The 16,474-nt window shown below is 73.4% G+C and carries 16 protein-coding genes and 1 pseudogene; 1 reads left to right on the forward strand and 16 read right to left on the reverse strand.

Annotated features, from left to right (window positions below):
* Window positions 1-48: 48 nt before the first annotated feature.
* From C593_RS0124670 to C593_RS0124735, 14 genes and pseudogenes are all read right to left on the reverse strand, one after another.
* On the reverse strand, window positions 49-1,665 hold the full coding sequence (locus C593_RS0124670) for a YifB family Mg chelatase-like AAA ATPase (RefSeq protein WP_018850008.1): 1,617 nt from the start codon (window positions 1,663-1,665) through the stop codon (window positions 49-51).
* Window positions 1,665-2,027: a YraN family protein gene (locus C593_RS0124675; RefSeq protein WP_018850009.1), complete on the reverse strand. Its 363-nt coding sequence runs from the start codon at window positions 2,025-2,027 to the stop codon at window positions 1,665-1,667. Before C593_RS0124675 ends, C593_RS0124670 begins: the two co-directional genes overlap by 1 nt.
* Window positions 2,028-2,321: 294 nt before the next feature.
* Entirely contained in the window at window positions 2,322-2,630 is a 309-nt protein-coding gene (locus C593_RS0124680; protein ID WP_005311352.1) for a DUF2469 domain-containing protein, read from the reverse strand.
* A 55-nt stretch (window positions 2,631-2,685) separates the two neighbouring features.
* Window positions 2,686-3,192: an NUDIX hydrolase gene (locus tag C593_RS0124685; RefSeq protein WP_018850010.1), complete on the reverse strand. Its 507-nt coding sequence runs from the start codon at window positions 3,190-3,192 to the stop codon at window positions 2,686-2,688.
* Window positions 3,182-3,925: a signal peptidase I gene (gene lepB / locus C593_RS0124690; RefSeq protein ID WP_018850011.1), complete on the reverse strand. Its 744-nt coding sequence runs from the start codon at window positions 3,923-3,925 to the stop codon at window positions 3,182-3,184. Before lepB (C593_RS0124690) ends, C593_RS0124685 begins: the two co-directional genes overlap by 11 nt.
* A 240-nt stretch (window positions 3,926-4,165) precedes the next feature.
* Window positions 4,166-5,089, reverse strand: a complete 924-nt coding sequence (gene lepB, locus C593_RS0124695) for a signal peptidase I (RefSeq protein ID WP_486591178.1) — start codon at window positions 5,087-5,089, stop codon at window positions 4,166-4,168.
* A pseudogene (gene lepB, locus C593_RS30450) lies at window positions 5,013-6,069 on the reverse strand (signal peptidase I); the annotation flags it as partial. The gene lepB (C593_RS0124695) and the pseudogene lepB (C593_RS30450), both read right to left, overlap by 77 nt.
* A complete protein-coding gene (gene lepB / locus C593_RS0124705) occupies window positions 6,062-6,877 on the reverse strand; it encodes a signal peptidase I (protein ID WP_018850013.1) in 816 nt (271 codons plus the stop codon). The gene lepB (C593_RS0124705) and the pseudogene lepB (C593_RS30450), both read right to left, overlap by 8 nt.
* Window positions 6,878-6,934: 57 nt before the next feature.
* Window positions 6,935-7,285, reverse strand: a complete 351-nt coding sequence (gene rplS, locus C593_RS0124710; RefSeq protein ID WP_018850014.1) for a 50S ribosomal protein L19 — start codon at window positions 7,283-7,285, stop codon at window positions 6,935-6,937.
* 128 nt (window positions 7,286-7,413) lie between these two features.
* Window positions 7,414-8,235, reverse strand: coding sequence for a tRNA (guanosine(37)-N1)-methyltransferase TrmD (gene trmD / locus C593_RS0124715; protein ID WP_018850015.1), 822 nt, complete (start codon window positions 8,233-8,235; stop codon window positions 7,414-7,416).
* Window positions 8,235-8,948, reverse strand: coding sequence for a ribosome maturation factor RimM (rimM, locus tag C593_RS30455; protein ID WP_486591179.1), 714 nt, complete (start codon window positions 8,946-8,948; stop codon window positions 8,235-8,237). The genes trmD and rimM overlap by 1 nt, the downstream gene beginning before the upstream one ends.
* 112 nt (window positions 8,949-9,060) lie before the next feature.
* Window positions 9,061-9,300 carry an RNA-binding protein gene (locus C593_RS0124725; protein ID WP_018850017.1) on the reverse strand — a complete coding sequence of 80 codons (240 nt, stop codon included), beginning with the start codon at window positions 9,298-9,300 and terminating at the stop codon, window positions 9,061-9,063.
* A 2-nt stretch (window positions 9,301-9,302) separates the two neighbouring features.
* Window positions 9,303-9,740 carry a 30S ribosomal protein S16 gene (rpsP, locus tag C593_RS0124730; protein ID WP_018850018.1) on the reverse strand — a complete coding sequence of 146 codons (438 nt, stop codon included), beginning with the start codon at window positions 9,738-9,740 and terminating at the stop codon, window positions 9,303-9,305.
* A gap of 184 nt (window positions 9,741-9,924) precedes the next feature.
* Window positions 9,925-10,557: a hypothetical protein gene (locus C593_RS0124735; protein WP_078521861.1), complete on the reverse strand. Its 633-nt coding sequence runs from the start codon at window positions 10,555-10,557 to the stop codon at window positions 9,925-9,927.
* A 532-nt stretch (window positions 10,558-11,089) separates the two neighbouring features.
* On the opposite strand from C593_RS0124735, the gene C593_RS0124740 reads away from it, so the two are divergent.
* Window positions 11,090-11,926, forward strand: coding sequence for a methyltransferase domain-containing protein (locus tag C593_RS0124740; protein ID WP_018850020.1), 837 nt, complete (start codon window positions 11,090-11,092; stop codon window positions 11,924-11,926).
* Window positions 11,927-12,029: 103 nt separating this feature from the next.
* On the opposite strand, the gene ffh is transcribed toward C593_RS0124740, so the two are convergent.
* Both ffh and C593_RS0124750 read right to left on the reverse strand, forming a co-directional pair.
* Window positions 12,030-13,571 (reverse strand): signal recognition particle protein, encoded by a 1,542-nt coding sequence (gene ffh, locus C593_RS0124745; protein ID WP_018850021.1) that lies wholly within the window; start codon window positions 13,569-13,571, stop codon window positions 12,030-12,032.
* Between the two features lie 232 nt (window positions 13,572-13,803).
* Entirely contained in the window at window positions 13,804-16,254 is a 2,451-nt protein-coding gene (locus C593_RS0124750; protein ID WP_018850022.1) for a [protein-PII] uridylyltransferase, read from the reverse strand.
* Window positions 16,255-16,474 lie beyond the last annotated feature (220 nt).

Genomic DNA, 16,474 nt, shown 5'->3' on the forward strand with positions numbered 1-16,474 from the left:
CCCTCCGGCGCCCGCGACGAACCCCCGGCCCCGCACCCCTCCGGCGGATCATCGCGGGGCCCCGGCCAGGTCGGGGACACCCCGGGCGATCCCGGTGCGCAACTGGAGGGCGTGGGCCACGTCCCGTGCGTCGGGCCGGTCCCGCCCGGCGAGGTCCGCGAGCGTCCAGGCGACCCGCAGGACGCGGTCCAGCCCCCGGGCCGTGAGCAGCCCCCGCTCGACATCCCGCTCGGCGGCCGCGAGGGCTCCGGGCGCGACCGTCCACCGGGTCCGCAGGACATGGCCCGGGACCTCGGCGTTCATCGTCCAGCCGGTGTCCGCGAGGCGGGCGGACGCCCGCTCCCTGGCCTCCCGCACCCGGCCGGCGACCTCCGCCGAGGACTCCCCGCGCCCGCCGGGGCCGAGCAGATCGGCCCGGCTCACCGGTTCCACCTCGATGCGCAGGTCCACCCGGTCCAGCAACGGGCCGGAGAGCCGCGCCTGATAGCGCCGGACGATCGAGGGCAGGCACTCGCAGCCCGCGCCGACCAGCGTGTGCCGCCCGCAGGGGCAGGGGTTCGCCGCGAGGACCAGCAGGAAGCGCGCGGGCAGCCGCACCACTCCCCCGCTCCGGGCCACCACCACATGGCCCGCCTCCAGGGGCTGCCGGAGCGCGTCCAGTGCCTTGCCGGTGAACTCCGGGGCTTCGTCGAGGAAGAGGACGCCCCGGTGCGCCAGGGAGACGGCCCCCGGTCTCGGCAGCCCGTGCCCGCCGCCGACCAGGGCCTGCATGGTGGCCGAGTGGTGCGGTGCGCAGTAGGGCGCGGCACGGACCAGGGGCTCCCCGGGCGGGAGGAGTCCGGCGACCGAGTGGACGGCCGTGACCTCCAGGGACTCCTGTCTGCCGAGCGGCGGCAGAATCCCGGGCAGGCGTTCGGCCAGCATGGTCTTGCCCGCGCCGGGCGGCCCGGAGAGCAGCAGATGGTGCCCGCCGGCGGCCGCGGCCTCCAGCGCGGTGCGTGCCGCGTGCTGGCCGGCGACATCGGCCAGGTCGGGGCCGGTGGCCCGGTCCATCGGGGACACTCCCGTGCCCACTCCCGCGCCGGGGACCAGCAGGCCCGCCAGGGCGGGGTCGGGCCGCCCCGGCTCGACCGGCTCCTCGTCGGGCACCGGTTCGTCGGAGAGGATGGCGATCAGCTGGCGCAGGCTGCGGACGCCGAGCACCGAGACCCCGGGCACGAGGGCGGCCTCGCCCGCGGTCTGCTCCGGCACCACGACCTGGTCGTATCCCGCCTCCGCCGCCGCGAGGACGGCGGGCAGCACCCCGCGCACCGGCCGGACGCGGCCGTCCAGCCCCAGTTCCCCGATGAGGACCAGGTCGGCGATCTGCCGCGGGTCGATCCGCTCGGCGGCGGCGAGCACGGCGGCGGCGACCGCGAGATCGAAACCGGAGCCGCTCTTGGGAACGGACGCCGGGCTGAGCCCCACGGTGAGCTTCTTCTGCGGCCAGTCCGCGCCCGAGTTCACCACCGCGGCCCGCACCCGGTCCCGGCTCTCCACCAGGCTCTTGTCCGGCAGCCCGACGAGGGTGAACGCGGCGACGCCCGGTTCCAGGTCGGCCTGTACCTCGACGACCACGCCCTCGACCCCGACGAGGGCCACCGAGCAGGCGCGTGCGAAGCCCATCACGCCACCCCCCTGGCGTGCTCTACGACGGCGGCCCCGCGACGCGGCAGGACGACGCCCACCAGATCGATGCGGACCCCACCCGGTGGCGCGTCCCCGTGGCGCGCCAGCCAGCAGTCGGCGAGCCGCCGCAGCCGCCGGACCTTGGCCGGGGTGACCGCGGCCATCGGATGCTCGTACGCGCTCTCTCTGCGGGTCTTGACCTCGCAGACGACGAGTGTGTCGCCGTCCCGGGCGACGATGTCGATCTCACCGGCGCGGCCGCACCGCCAGTTTCTCGCGAGCAGCCGCATTCCCGATCCGGACAGCAGCCGTGCCGCCCGGTCCTCGCCGTACCGTCCCAGTGCCCTCGTGGCGTTCATGTCGGCACCACCTCCGGCACCGACTCTGACCGCCCGCCGCCCACCGAGTGGATCTTGGTCCAAACCCGTGGACAACCCGGCCCCTGTGGAGAACTCCGCCACCCGGACGAGTGAACCGGCGACCGGAACGTGCGACCGGAACCGGCGATGGTCCGGCCCGGCAGCGGACAGGACCTGGCCGGACCGGCAACAGACACGACCGGCCCGGACCAGCAGCGGGCACGACCCGCCCGGACCAGCAGCGGGCACGACCGGGCCGGGCCGGCCGCCGAGCAGGACCGGGCCGGACACCTCCTAGCTGCCCGGCAGCTCCAGGTCGCTCTTGTTGAGCTCCTCGATGTTCACGTCCTTGAACGTGAGGACCCGGACCTGCTTCACGAAACGAGCGGGCCGGTACATGTCCCAGACCCAGGCGTCCGCCATCGAGACCTCGAAGAAGACCTCGCCCTGGACCGAGTGCACCTGCATCTCGTAGTCGTTGGTGAGGTAGAAGCGGCGCTCGGTCTCGATCACGTATTTGAACAGCCCGACGACATCTCGGTACTCCCGGTAGAGCTTCAGCTCCATCTCGGTCTCGTACTTCTCGAGGTCCTCGGCGCTCATGGCATGTTCCCCTTCAGCCTTGCGTCTCCCTATTGTGCTCCAGCGCCCCGCGCCCCTAGGCGATTTCCGGGGCGAGGACCACGGGCTCACTCGGAGGCCCCTCGTCGAGCAGCGTGCGGAGCAGCTCGGCGAGTCCGGTCGGGTACACCGTCTCACGCGCCGCCAGCAGTTCGGCGGAGGTCCACCACCTCAGGCCCGCGACACTGCGGCGCTCCAGCTCCGTCAGCCCGGCCGGGGCGGCCTCGGTGCGGGTCGTACGGGCCAGGAAGTACCATTCGTCCTGGTTCCAGCGCCGCCCGTCGAACGGGAAGGAGCACTGCCGCCGCCACAGCACGGGCCCGAGGTCGACCTCGGTGATCCCGGTCTCCTCGGCCAGTTCGCGCAGCGCCGCCTCCTTGCGGGACTCGTCCCCCTCCAGGCCGCCGCCGGGGGTGAACCACCAGTCGCTTGCCGGGTCCGCGGGGTCGAAGCCGTGGATCAGCAGGATGCGGTCCGCCGGGTCCAGCAGGACGACCCGGGCGACCCGGCGCACCACCGGCGCCTGCGGGGTCTCAGGCGGCACGTGCCGGCCCCGTCCTGCGGCTCCGTTTCCGGGCCGCACGGGCCGCGATCGGCCCGTAGGCGGACCCGCCCAGGATGAGCACCACCCCGACCGCGATCGTCGCCACGACCAGGCGGACCGGGCCGGGCTGCGACACCCCGCCCGGCAGCTCGGCGAAGGCCGCGGGCCGGTCGATCGCGCCGCCCCCGAGGGGCCAGGCGATGGCGTCCACGCGGCCGTCGACGGCCGAGCGCGGGACCGAGCCGTCGCCCGCCTGCTCCAGATGGGAGCGGGAGTCCAGCGAGGTGCGGCGGTCGTCGCCGAGGAGGAACAGATGGCCTTCGGGGACCTTGGCCGTGAACGTCTCGGCCGCCGGGCCCTCGGCCCGCAGATAGGGCTCGTCGACCGGCTCGCCGTTGACCGTCAGGCGGCCTCCGTCGCCGCAGCAGGCGACCTCGTCGCCGCCGACCCCGACGACCCGCTTGATCATGGGGAGGTCGCCCCACTCCTCGTCGCGGAAGATCACCACGTCACCGCGGCGGACGTCGGCGCCGTCCATCCGCTGGGCGAGCACGCGGTCGCCCACGTTCACCGTGGGGACCATGGAGTCGGTGGGCACCGTGTAGGGCTGGTACACGACCGCGCCCCAGACGAAGCCGCCGAGGAAGAGGACACAGCCGACCGCCACGGCGATACCGGAGAGCGCGTTGCCCAGCCGGCCCCGGGCCTCGGCGTCCTGTTGTGTACGGCTCACCAGCGCTCCCCAGCTCCGATGTCACCCCGGGACGGGCCCGGAGGAAGTGCGGTCCGGCATCGCACCCTACCCGGCGGTACGCGAACGGTCAGCCCCTCGATCAGCTCAGGAGAGGCCCCGCCCGGCAGTCGTCCGCCGGCCCCGGCCCCGGCCCGCCGGGAACCGGGCCGACCGGCCCTCGCCCTGAACGCGGGCCGCCCCGGCCGGGCCCGGGCCCGGCCGGGGACCTGCGGAAGCGCCTCAGCCCGCTGCCTGGCACCGGCGGCGCCACAGCACCAGCGGCACCGCGCCCGCGAGACCGAGCACCGGCGGCGCCAGGGCGGCGGCCGCGTTGATCCCCGGCTGGTCGTAGGTGGCCGGGACGGGCAGGGTCGCCCAGCGGTTCAGCGGCCACGCCACCACGACCGCCCGGCCGACGACCTCGTCCACGGGCACGAAGCCCCGGTTGGCGTCCTCCATGTGGTACCGGGAGTCCTGGGAGTTCTGGCGGTTGTCGCCCATGACCCAGATCCGGTCCTCGGGGACCTTGAACGGGCCGAAGGGCGCGTCGTCGCAGGCGGAGCTGCCGGGGTAGAGGTACGGCTCGTCCAGGGCCTTGCCGTTGACCTTGACCGGCCCGCCCTTCTTGCACTCCACCGTGTCGCCGGCGATCGCGATGGTGCGCTTGATCAGGTCCTTGTCCTCGGCCGAGGGCATCAGGCCGATGAAGGACAGGAACTGCTGGAACACGTTCTGCTCGGGGGTGGGCTCACCCACCAGCCAGCCGCCCGGGTCGTGGAAGACGACGACCTCACCGCGCTCCGGCTCCGATCCGAACCAGGGCGTGAGCTTGTCCACCAGCACGCGGTCGCCGCGCTGGAGGGTGTTCATCATCGAATCCGAGGGGATGGAGAACGCCTGGAGCAGGAAGGTCTTGATCAGCAACGCGAGGAGCAGCGCGATACCGATCAGAAGCGGCAGTTCCTTCCAGAAGGATCGCTGCTTCTTCTGTCCCGTACCACCGTGCTGTCCCGTACCACCGTGCTGTCCCGTGCCGCTGCCCTCCGGCTCGTCGTCGCCGCTGTCCGGCGGAGCCGTCCTGCCACCGCCGTCCGAGGATTGCTCGGGGAACGCCCCGGGCCTCTCCTCGGGATCGCCGTGCCCGGACCGCGCGCCGACCGCCACGTCCCCCACATCCACTCCTCACTCCGTGCGAACCGCCTGCTCCATACAAGGAACAGGCCCACCACTCCCATAACGAGCGGGAGTTCCGCAGGGGTCGGGAGCAGGACCATTCCGTTCAGATCCTGGGAGGACACACTATTCGACGATGCCTCCGCGGCCGCCCGGGCGCCATTCCCGGGCGGGACCGCGGCGAAGGGCTCCTCGTCCCCCAGCCGGCTCCAGTGGTCGAGCGGCCAGGCGATGTAGACGGCCCGGCCGACGACCAAGTCCTCGGCCACCGTCCCCTGCCCCTCCTCGGTCAGGTGGAAACGGGAGTCGGCGGAGTCGGAGCGGTGGTCGCCGAGCACGAAGAGGCGGCCCTCGGGGACGGTGACCTCGAAGTCGATCGTCGAGGGGGCGTCCCCGGGGAAGAGGTAGGTCTCGTTCAGCGGCATGCCGTTGACGGTGACCCGGCCCTGCTGGTCGCAGCAGACCACCCGGTCGCCGCCGACCGCGACGACCCGCTTGATCAGGTCCCGTTCGTCGTCCGAGGGCAGCAGGCCGATGAAGGTGAGTACCTGCTTGACCTGCTTGACGACGACCGGGTCCTCGCCCTGCTGCTGCTCCTCCTGGGGCAGCCAGCCGCCGGGGTCCTTGAAGACGACCACGTCGCCGCGCTGGGGGCGGGAGCCGAACCACGGGGTGAGCTTGTCCACCAGCACCCGGTCCTGGACGCGGATGGTCTGTTCCATGGAGCCGGAGGGGATCACGAACGCCTGGACCAGGAAGGTCTTGAGCACCAGGGCTATGCCCAGGGCGACGGTGACCAGGAGGGGCACCTCCTTGACCGCCGAGCGCCGGCGCTTGCGCTTGACCTTCAGGGCCAGCCGTCGGCGCTCGGCGCGCCCCGGGAGGGACCGGCCGCCGTCCGTCGGGCGGGTGCCGGTGGGCAGCCGGGTGTCGGCGCGGTGGCTCGCGCGGGGCCGTCCGCGGTTACCCATGGCCGCCGCCCCGCGGCGGGGCGGGCGGGGGGACGTGGCGGAAGGCGTCGGTGGGGGTGAGGGTGGTCCAGCGCCCGAACGGCCAGCCGATCCAGTCGGCGCGGCCGATCACGCGGTCCACCGGAACCATGCCGCCGCCCGGGGAGCCGAGGTGGTCCCGGGAGTCGCTGGACCGGCTGCGGTGGTCGCCCATGACCCACAGCCGCCCCTCGGGCACCACGATGTCGAACGCCGCCTCGGAAGGGACGTCGCCGGGGTGGAGGTACGTCTCGTCCACCGGTGCACCGTTCACCTCGACCCTGCCCTTGTCGTCGCAGCAGACCACGCGGTCGCCGCCGGTCCCGACGACGCGTTTGACGAAGTCGGTGTCGGCGGGCTCGGCGAGTCCGAGCATTGCCAGTCCCTCTCGTACTACGGAACTCACGGGGTTTTCCGTCAGTTCCTCCCGAACGAAGGAACCTCGGCCGTCGAAGACGACGACGTCGCCGCGGGCGGGCGGCGTGGCGTCGTCATAGGCGAGCTTGTTGACCAGGATCCGGTCGCCGACCTGGAGCGTCGGCTCCATGGAGCCGCTGGGGATCTGGAAGGGCTGGACGACGAAGGTGCTCAGCAGCAGGACGAAGACGGCGCAGAACGCGCCGAGGAGGGTCGCGGTCCGCAAGGACAGCCGCAGCCCGGCGCCCCTCCCCGGCCCGGCGGCGAGCCGGGAGCGGGCCCGGGAACACGTGGAGCGCGACCCCTCCTCCGTGCTCCCCTCGTCTGGGGCGGAGGAGCGGTCGCGCTCCAGGGGCTGTGCGTCGGTGTCCATCGGGGGCCGAGCCTATCCGGCCGCCCCGAGACACCGGCGGCGCGTGTGAGCCGGGGCTCAGTTCTCGCGCTTCTCCTTGATCTTCGCGGCCTTGCCGCGCAGCTCACGGAGGTAGTACAGCTTGGCGCGGCGGACGTCACCGCGGGTGACGAGCTCGATCTTCTCGAAGATCGGGCTGTGCACCGGGAAGGTGCGCTCCACGCCGACGGAGAAGGAGACCTTGCGGACCGTGAAGGTCTCGCTCACGCCCGCGCCCTGGCGGCGGATGACGACGCCCTTGAACTGCTGGATACGGGAGCGGTTGCCCTCGATGACGCGCACGTGGACGTTCACGGTGTCGCCGGGGCGGAAGGACGGGATGTCGGAGCGGAGCGACGCCGTGTTGACGCTGTCGAGCAGGTGAGCCATGGTGGTCTGCTTCCTCGCCGATGCCACAGGTCATCGACGGTATGTCGGTTCGAGATCAGGGATGCTGCCGGTCGGGCGGGCGTCGTTCCCCCTGTGGCAGGGGCGCCGGCCGGACGCACAGCAGCGGCTCATTCTTCCACGGCCTGCGGCCTGCGCCAAAATCGCCCCCCGGGCTCCGGGGCCCAGCCCAGGATCGAGAGCATCTCCCGGTCCTTCCTGTCGAAGGCCGAGGGGTCGCAACGCTCGATCAGGTCGGGCCGGTTGGCCGCGGTGCGGCGGATCGCCTCGTCCCGCCGCCAGCGCGCGATCTTCCCGTGGTGACCGCTGACGAGCACCTCGGGGATCTCCCGTCCGCGCCAGGCGGGGGGCTTGGTGTAGACCGGTCCTTCGAGCAGGTTGGCCATGGCCCCGGGCGCGAAGGAGTCGTCGCGGTGGGACTCGGCGTTGCCGAGGACGCCCGGCAGCAGCCGCGCCACGGCCTCGGTGACGACCAGTACCGCGGCCTCGCCGCCGGCGAGCACATAGTCGCCGATGGAGACCTCGTACACGGGCAGCCGGGTCGCGTACTCGTCGACGACGCGGCGGTCGATGCCCTCGTAGCGGGCCGGGGTGAAGATCAGCCAGGGGCGCTCGGAGAGTTCGACCGCGAGTTCCTGGGTGAAGGGCCGGCCGCTGGGGGTGGGGACGACCAGGGCGGGGCCGTGCGCGCCGGCCTCGTAGCCCGCGGCGAGGACGTCGTCGAGAGCGTCCCCCCAGGGCTCGGTCTTCATGACCATGCCGGGGCCGCCGCCGTAGGGGGTGTCGTCGACCGTGTTGTGGCGGTCGTAGGTCCAGTCGCGCAGGTCGTGCACCTGGACACCGAGCTGCCCGCGGGCGCGGGCCTTGCCCACCAGGGAGACGTTCAGCGGCTCCAGGTACTCGGGGAAGATCGTGACGACGTCGAGCCGCATCAGGAGCCGTCCCCGGCCTTGTCGTCGGAGTCCTCGCCGCCGGAGCCCTTGCCGCCGGAGTCCTCGCCGCCGGAGACCTGGGAGCCCGGGGAGTCCTGGGAGCCCGCCGGGTCCGCCGGGGCCGTGGAGCCCGAGACCTCGTCGGCACGGACCTTCGTACCGGCACCGGCGTCCGCGTCGCGCGCGGAGGCGATCTCCGCCTCGCTGTCGTCGATCAGCCCGGGCGGCGGGGTGATGACCGCGCGCTGCTCCTCCAGGTCGATCTCGGACACGATCTCCGCCACGAAGGGGATCATGACCTCGCTGCCGTCGGGCCGTTCCACGATGAACAGGTCCTGGGAGGGCAGATGGCTGATCTCGGTGATCCGGCCGATCTCCGTGCCGTCCGCCAGGACCACGTCGAGGTCCATGAGCTGGTGGTCGTAGAACTCCTCCGGGTCCTCCGGGAGTTCCTCCGGGTCGACCTCGGCGATCAGGAGGGTGTTGCGCAGCGCCTCGGCGGCGTTGCGGTCGCCCACGCCCTCGAAGCGCAGCAGCAGCCGGCCGCTGTGCACCCGGCCCGCCGCGATGGTCAGCGGTCCGGCCGCGGCCGGGTCGGTGGCCAGCACCGCTCCGGGGCCGAGCCGCAGTTCGGGCTCGTCGGTGCGCACCTCGACGGTGACCTCGCCCTTGATGCCATGGGCGCGGCCGATCCGCCCCACTACAAGCTGCACGCTTGCCTCTCCTCACCACGGATGGTCCGCACGGGCACGCCGGACCGCGAAACGACAAGGGCCGGGCAGGACCGGTGGCCCTCCCCGGCCCGAGCCGGTGTTCAACTTCGGATCAGTGGACCTGATCCACGTCGACGAGGTCGACGCGGATACCACGTCCGCCGATGGCGCCCACGACGGTGCGCAGGGCGCGCGCGGTGCGGCCGTTGCGGCCGATCACCTTACCGAGATCGTCGGGGTGCACCCGGACCTCCAGCACGCGGCCGCGGCGCAGATTCCGCGAAGCCACCTGCACGTCGTCCGGGTTGTCGACGATGCCCTTCACGAGGTGCTCGAGAGCCTCCTCGAGCATGCTCAGGCCTCGGTGGACTCGGCGGCCTCGGCCTCGTCCGCCTTCTTCTCGGCCTTCTTGGCCTTCGGCGTGATGGCCTCGCCCTTGGCGTCGTCACCCTCGAGAGCCTTGGCGAAGGCGTCGAAGGAGGCGCGCTTGTCCTCCTTGGTCGCCGGGGCCAGCAGCGGCTTCTCCGGGGCGGGCAGGCCCTTGTGCTTCTGCCAGTCACCGGTGAGCTTCAGGATGGCGAGAACCGGCTCGGTCGGCTGGGCGCCGACGGAGAGCCAGTACTGGGCACGCTCGGAGTCGACCTCGATGCGCGAGGGGTTGTACGTCGGGTGGTACAGCCCGATCTCCTCGATGGCCCGGCCGTCACGGCGGGTACGGGAGTCGGCGACGACGATGCGGTAGTGGGGCTGGCGAATCTTGCCGAGACGCTTCAGCTTGATCTTGACTGCCACGGGAGTGGTGTCTCCTGGTGTTGACGTGGTTGGGCACAACGAGATGCCACGTGGGGTTGCGGTACTCGGGTGCCCGATGGACGCGTCAGCCGGAGGCGAGAGGGTTCCTGTGCGGCTGTCGAGTACAGCTAGCCATTGTGCCACACCCCCGAGGCCCCCCTCTCACCCGCCCGCGGCCCTCCCGTCAGCCGCCCGCGGCGCCCACGACCTCCGGGATGCGGAAGGGTTTCCCGCAGCCTCCGCACATGATCGGGGCCTGCGCGAGGACCGACGGGACGACTCTCACGTTCCGCCCGCAGTCGCACACGGCCTTCACCCGCACACCGCCCCCGGAGGAGCCGTGCCGCGCCGCGGGGCCGCGGAAGCTGCGCTTGGTGTCGGACGCGGTGGCCACGGTGTGCGCCTTGAGGGCGCGCTGGAGCCGCTCGATCGTCTGGCGGTACCGGCGCTTGGCCTCGGGATTGAGCGTGACCAGGGAGAAGCCGCTGCTGGGGTGCGGTTCCTCGGGATGGTCCAGGCCCATCTCCTCGGCGATCGCGAGGAAGCGGCGGTTGTGGTAGCGGCCGGCACGCGAGGTGTCACGGACTCCTCGGGCGGCGGCGATGCCGTGGACTGCCTCGTGGAGCAGTCGCTCGAAGGAGAGTTCGGCGCCGCAGGCGGACGACGACTCTCCGATCAGGGACTCGGGCGCGGCAAGATCGGGCAGTTCGGGGTGGTGCCGTTGAATGTCGGCCCACGCCTGTGCCAGCTCTGCGGCGAGGACAGGTGGTGTCGTGCTCACGTCGTGATAACGAGCCGGAAGCCGCCCGGGTTCCATTCCGGGGCATCCCAAATAATTTGCACGTACCAGTCAGTTGCCGTCGATGGACCGGACGGGGGCGGGTGCGCCGAACTGCGCCGATCTGCACAGAAGAGCCGCAGGTCACACCATGGCGGGATACGGGAGGCGGGCGCCGCCGGAGCGGGGCGCGGGCCACGACCGCGACGGTACCGGGGCGGCCGCCGCCAGGGGCCACCGCCCCGTCCCCGAGGTGCCCGGCCTCCCGAGTCGGGTCAGACTGGTGGACGGCTCCCGAGGCCGGAGCCGTACGGCGCGCATCCCGGCGGCGACGCGGACAGGGGCGGGATCCGGCCACGCGACCCGGGGCGCACGCGCCGGGCGCACAAGGAGTGCCGCACGACCCCTGGACGCGGGGGCGCACACGCAGTTCCCTGGCATACGGGGTCGGTGCGAAACGCACACGGGGCGCCCCTTGCGGACATGCACGGCATGCGTCGCACACACGGGCACGCCCGGCACGCACGGGCACGCACGGCACACGACTCACTCGGCGGAATGGGGCGTATCGATGGCATCCACGCTCGTCCGGCACCGGCCCCGCACGGCGTCGGCGTCCTCACCTCGCACGGACCGGGACTCCCGGACCTCGGAACGGGCCCGGGACTGGGCCGAGATCCAGGAGCGCATGCTCGTTCCGCTCTACGAGGCGGTCTACGAGCGCCTGGAGGTCGGGCCGCACTCCCGGCTGCTGGGACTGGGCTGCGGCTCCGGTCTGGCCCTGCTGATCGCGGCGGCGCGCGGCGCGTCCGTGACGGGCGCCGACCCCGACACCGCCCGGCTGGAGCTGGCCCGCGAACGCCTGGCGGCGGCCGGGGCCACGGACGCCCGGTTCCACGCGGACGGGCCCGGCGGCACGGGGGGCGAGACGGTCCCGGGCCTCCCGTACACCCTGGTCACCCTCTTCCAGCCGCTCGGCGGCGAGGAGGAGGCGGCCGGACTCGACGCGGCGCTGCGCGAGGCGGCATCGCGGGCCGAGCGCGGCGCGGCCGTGGTGCTCACCGGCTGGGGGCCGCCGGAGCGGTGCGCCACCTCCGGAGTGCTCCGGGTCGCGGACAAGGCCACCGGCCGGGCACCGTCCCCGCGCGACGAGCTGGAGGAGGTCGCGGCCCGCGCGGGCCTGCGTCCGGACGGCTCGGGGCGGGTCGCCTGCCCCTTCGGCTACGCGGACACCGACAGCGCCGTCCGGGGCCTGATGTCGACCGGCCTCTACGACGCGGCGGTACGCGAGTCGGAGCGCGCCCAGGTGGAGAAGGAGATCACGGAGGCGCTGCACCCGTATGTCCGCCCGGACGGCACGGTCTGGATGCCGAACGTCTTCCGGTACCTGATCGCCCGCACCCCCTGAGGGCACGCACGGAAGGGGCCCGCGACCGCTTGAGCGGTCGCGGGCCCCTTCCGTGTACAGACGTGTGAGGACGCGGACGGGCGTGTCCGGGCCGCCCGGGCCGTCAGCCCATGAACTTCTTGAACTCGTCCGGCAGCTCGAAGTCCTGCCCCGGCTGCCCGGCCGGCAGGCCGAACGCGCCGCCCTGCTGGGCCTGCTCGCGCCGTGCGGCCTCCGCCGCCTCCTCGGCCTTCCGCTTCATCGGGTTGCCGCTCTTGCGCTTGCCCTTGGCCTGCTTCTGCTGCTTCTTCTGGCGGCCGGGGCCGCCGCCCATGCCCGGGATGCCCGGCATGCCGCCGCCCTGGGCCATCCGGGACATCATCTTGCGGGCCTCGAAGAACCGCTCGACCAGGTTCTTCACGGCGCTGACCTCGACACCGGAACCCCGCGCGATACGGGCGCGGCGCGAACCGTTGATGATCGTCGGGTCCTGGCGCTCCCCGGGCGTCATCGACTTGATGATCGCGGCGGTGCGGTCCACGTCGCGCTCGTCGATGTTGTTGATCTGGTCCTTCATCTGGGCCATGCCCGGCAGCATCCCGAGCAGCTTGCTGATGCTGCCCATCTTGCGGACCTGTTCCATCTGGGCCAGGAAGTCGTCGAGCGTGAACTCCTTGCCCTTGCTGCTCGCCAGCTTGGAGGCCATCTTGGCGGCCTCTTCCTGGCTGAAGGTCTGCTCGGCCTTCTCGATCAGGGAGAGCATGTCGCCCATGCCGAGGATGCGGGAGGCCATGCGGTCCGGGTGGAACGCGTCGAACTCGTCCAGCTTCTCGCCGTTGGAGGCGAACATGATCTGCTTGCCGGTGACGTGCGCGATGGAGAGCGCCGCACCACCGCGGGCGTCGCCGTCCAGCTTGGACAGGACCACGCCGTCGAAGCCGACGCCGTCGCGGAAGGCCTCCGCGGTGTTGACCGCGTCCTGACCGATCATCGCGTCGACGACGAAGAGGACCTCGTCGGGACTGACGGCGTCGCGGATGTCCGCGGCCTGCCGCATCAGCTCCTGGTCGATGCCGAGACGGCCGGCGGTGTCGACCACGACGACGTCGTACTGCTTGGTGCGGGCGTACTCGATCGAGTCCTTCGCCACCTGCACCGGGTCGCCCACGCCGTTGCCGGGCTGCGGCGCGTAGACGCCGACACCGGCACGCTCGGCGACCACGGAGAGCTGGTTGACGGCGTTGGGGCGCTGGAGGTCGCAGGCGACCAGCAGCGGGGAGTGGCCCTGGCTCTTCAGCCAGAAGCCGAGCTTTCCGGCGAGGGTGGTCTTACCGGCGCCCTGGAGACCGGCGAGCATGATCACGGTCGGGGCGGTCTTGGCGAACCGCAGCCGGCGGGTCTCGCCGCCGAGGATCGTGACCAGCTCTTCGTTGACGACCTTGATGAACTGCTGCGCGGGGTTGAGCGCCTTGGAGATCTCGGTCCCGAGCGCCCGCTCCTTCACGTTCTTGATGAACGCCCGCACGACCGGCAGCGCGACGTCGGCCTCGAGCAGGGCGATACGGATCTCGCGCGCGGTGGCGTCGATGTCCGCCTCGGTCAGCCTTCCTTTGCCGCGAAGGTTTTTGAAAGACGCTGCAAGGCGGTCGGAGAGGGTGTCGAACACGGCGGTCGCGGATCCTCGGGTCTAGGGAGCGGGCGGGCAGTCGGAGTCCAGGGTATCCGGCCGCTCGGCAATGGAACCCTCGCCCGCCGGATACGGCGGGCGGGGGCCCGTTGCCGCTCGGACGGGGAGCAGGCATCGGCGAGGCGTCCCTCGCCCCGAAGGGCGGGACCACCCCCACTCGCGCGGGGAGCACTCCATCGTCAGCGAGCTCCCCGCCCTGCGCTCGCGTTTCCTACCGCAGCGCCTCCTCCAGCGCCGTCGCGAGGGCCGTCGCGGCGGCGGGCGCCAGCGGAGCGCCCTCGGGGCCGGTCACGTAGAAGGCGTCGACCGCGTTGGCGCCCAGCGTCGAGACATGGGCGCTGCGTACCCGTACGTCGGCGCCCTCCAGTGCCCGCCCGATGCGGTGCAGCAGGCCGGGGGCGTCCTGGGCGCGGACCTCGATCACGGTGGCGCGGTCGGAGACGGCGGGCGCGACCCTCACCCGGGGCGGCGGGGCGGTGAGCCCCCGGCGGCGCGGGTAGGCCGCCTCCCGCTCGGCGAGGCGCCCCCGGATGTCGAGGGAGCCGTCGAGGACACGGACCAGGTCGGCGCGGAGCCGCGCGGCCTGCGGCAGCGAGCCGTACTCGGCGGCGACCCGCCAGTTCAGCACCAGGACGGTGTCCCGGCCGAGCCCGGTCGGCAGGTGCACCGCGCGCAGTTCGGCGGCGCGCACGGTCAGCCGGTGGAGGGCGAGGACGCCCGCGACGGCGGGCAGGACGCCGGGCTGGTCGGGCAGGGCGATGAGGAGTTCGACGCCGACGGGTTCGGGTGCGTCCTCCTGCGGCGGCTCGGCGGGCTCGGTGCGCAGGGCGAGGACGGGTTCGCCGGTGCGCAGCGCCTCGATGGCGAGCCGTTCCTCCTGGGCGCTGGGCGCGGCCTGCCCGGGGTCGGGCGGCGGGTCACCGGCGAGGACGGCGGCGACCCGGCGGGCGAGCTCGGCGACGAGGGAGCCGCGCCAGGCGGACCAGGCGGCCGGGCCGGTGGCGAGGGCGTCCGCCTCGGTGAGCGCGTGCAGCAGTTCCAGGGCGCCGGCGGAGCCGACGGCCTTGGCGACGGCCTCCACGGTCGCCGGGTCGTCCAGGTCCCGCCGGGTCGCGGTCTCGACGAGGAGGAGGTGGTGACGGACGAGGGTGGCGACGGTGTCGGTGTCGGCGCGGTCGAAGCCGATCCGGCCGGCGATGTCCCGGGCGATGGTCTCGCCGACCTCGGAGTGGTCGCCCGGCCAGCCCTTGCCGATGTCGTGCAGCAGGGCGGCGACGAGGAGGAGGTCGGGGCGGCCGACGCGGCGGGTGAGGGCCGAGGCCCGGACGGCGGTTTCGACCAGGTGCCGGTCCACGGTCCAGGTGTGCACGGCGTTGCGCTGGGGGCGGCAGCGCACCCGCTCCCAGTCCGGCACCAGCCGGGTGATCAGCCCCTCCGCCTCCAGGGCCTCCCAGACCGGGACGGTCGCCTCGCCCGCGCCGAGCAGGGTGACCAGTTCCTCGCGGGCCTCGGCCGGCCAGGGCGCGGGCAGCGGGGCGGCGCTCTGGGCGAGCCGGCGGACGGCGTAGCGGGAGAGGGTCAGGCCGGACTGGGCGGCGGCGGCCGCGGCGCGCAGCGGGAGGACCGGATCGCGGTCGGGGCGGGCGGTGCGGGCGAGGACGACCTCGCCGTCCTGCTCGACCACGCCCTCGGCGAGCGGGGTGCGCTCGGGGGCCTGGCCGCGTCCGCCGGAGAGCATGGCGCGCAGCCGGGGCCGGCGGGCGCGCGAGCGGAGCACCCGGCCGACCTCGCGCCAGGTGACGTCGCCCGCGTAGGAGACGGTCCGGGCGGCCTCGTAGACCTGTCGGAGCAGGGCGTCGGCGTCGAGGAGGCCGAGTTCGGCGGCGACCTGGTCCTGGTCCTGGAGGGAGAGACGGTCGGTGGCGCGGCCGGTGGCGCGGTGGAGGGCGTCGCGGACGTCGAGGAGGACGCGGCGGGCCTCGGCGAGCCCTTCGCGGGGGGCGTCGGCGAGCCAGGAGGCGGCGACGGCACGCAGCGCGGTGACGTCCCTGAGGCCGCCGCGGGCCTCCTTGAGGTCGGGTTCCAGGAGGTACTGGAGCTCGCCCTGGCGTTCGGCGCGCTCGCGGCAGAGGGCGTCGAGTTCGGGGAGGCGCCTGGGGGCCTGGTTGCGCCAGTCGGCGAGGACGGTGGTGCGCAGGGCGGCGACCTGGCCGAGGTCGCCGGCGACATGGCGGGCGTCGAGGAGGCCGAGCTGCACCTTGAGGTCCTCGGCGGCGGTGGCGCGGGCCTCGGCGGGGGTGCGCACGGAGTGGTCGAGGGCGAGGCCGAGGTCCCACACCGGGTACCAGATCCGGTCGGCGAGGGCGGCGATCGCGCCGGCGTCCGTGTGGCCGTCGTGGAGGAGCAGGAGGTCGAGGTCGCTGCGGGGGGAGAGTTCGCCGCGGCCGTAGCCGCCGACGGCGACGAGGGCGGCGCCGCCGGCCCCGGTCTCGGCGGCCGCGGCGGTGAACAGGGCGGCGAGCCAGGTGTCGGTGAGGCCGGAGAGGGCGGCGCGGCGCGACGGTCCGGAGCCCGCCCCCTCGGAGAGGAGGCGCAGCCGGGCCGCCGCGTAGCCGCCGGGTCCAAAGGCGTCGTTCACATCGGTGGTCTCGGGGCTCGTCACGCCGGCGGCTCCTCTGCTCGGTGCGTGCGCGGTGCTCGTCGTCTGGGTGCTCGTCGTCCGGGTGCTCGTCGTGCGGGTGCTGGTCGTCCGGGTGCTGATGCCGTTGCAGATGCCGTTGCAGATGCCGGTGCTGCTGGTGACCGCCGACCGCCGCGCCCGGTCCGGGTGCCCGGGGAACGGGACGCGGCCGGGGCGGCCCGTGGTGGGGCCGCCCCGGCCG

The organism is Streptomyces sp. CNT372 (genome assembly GCF_000377145.1).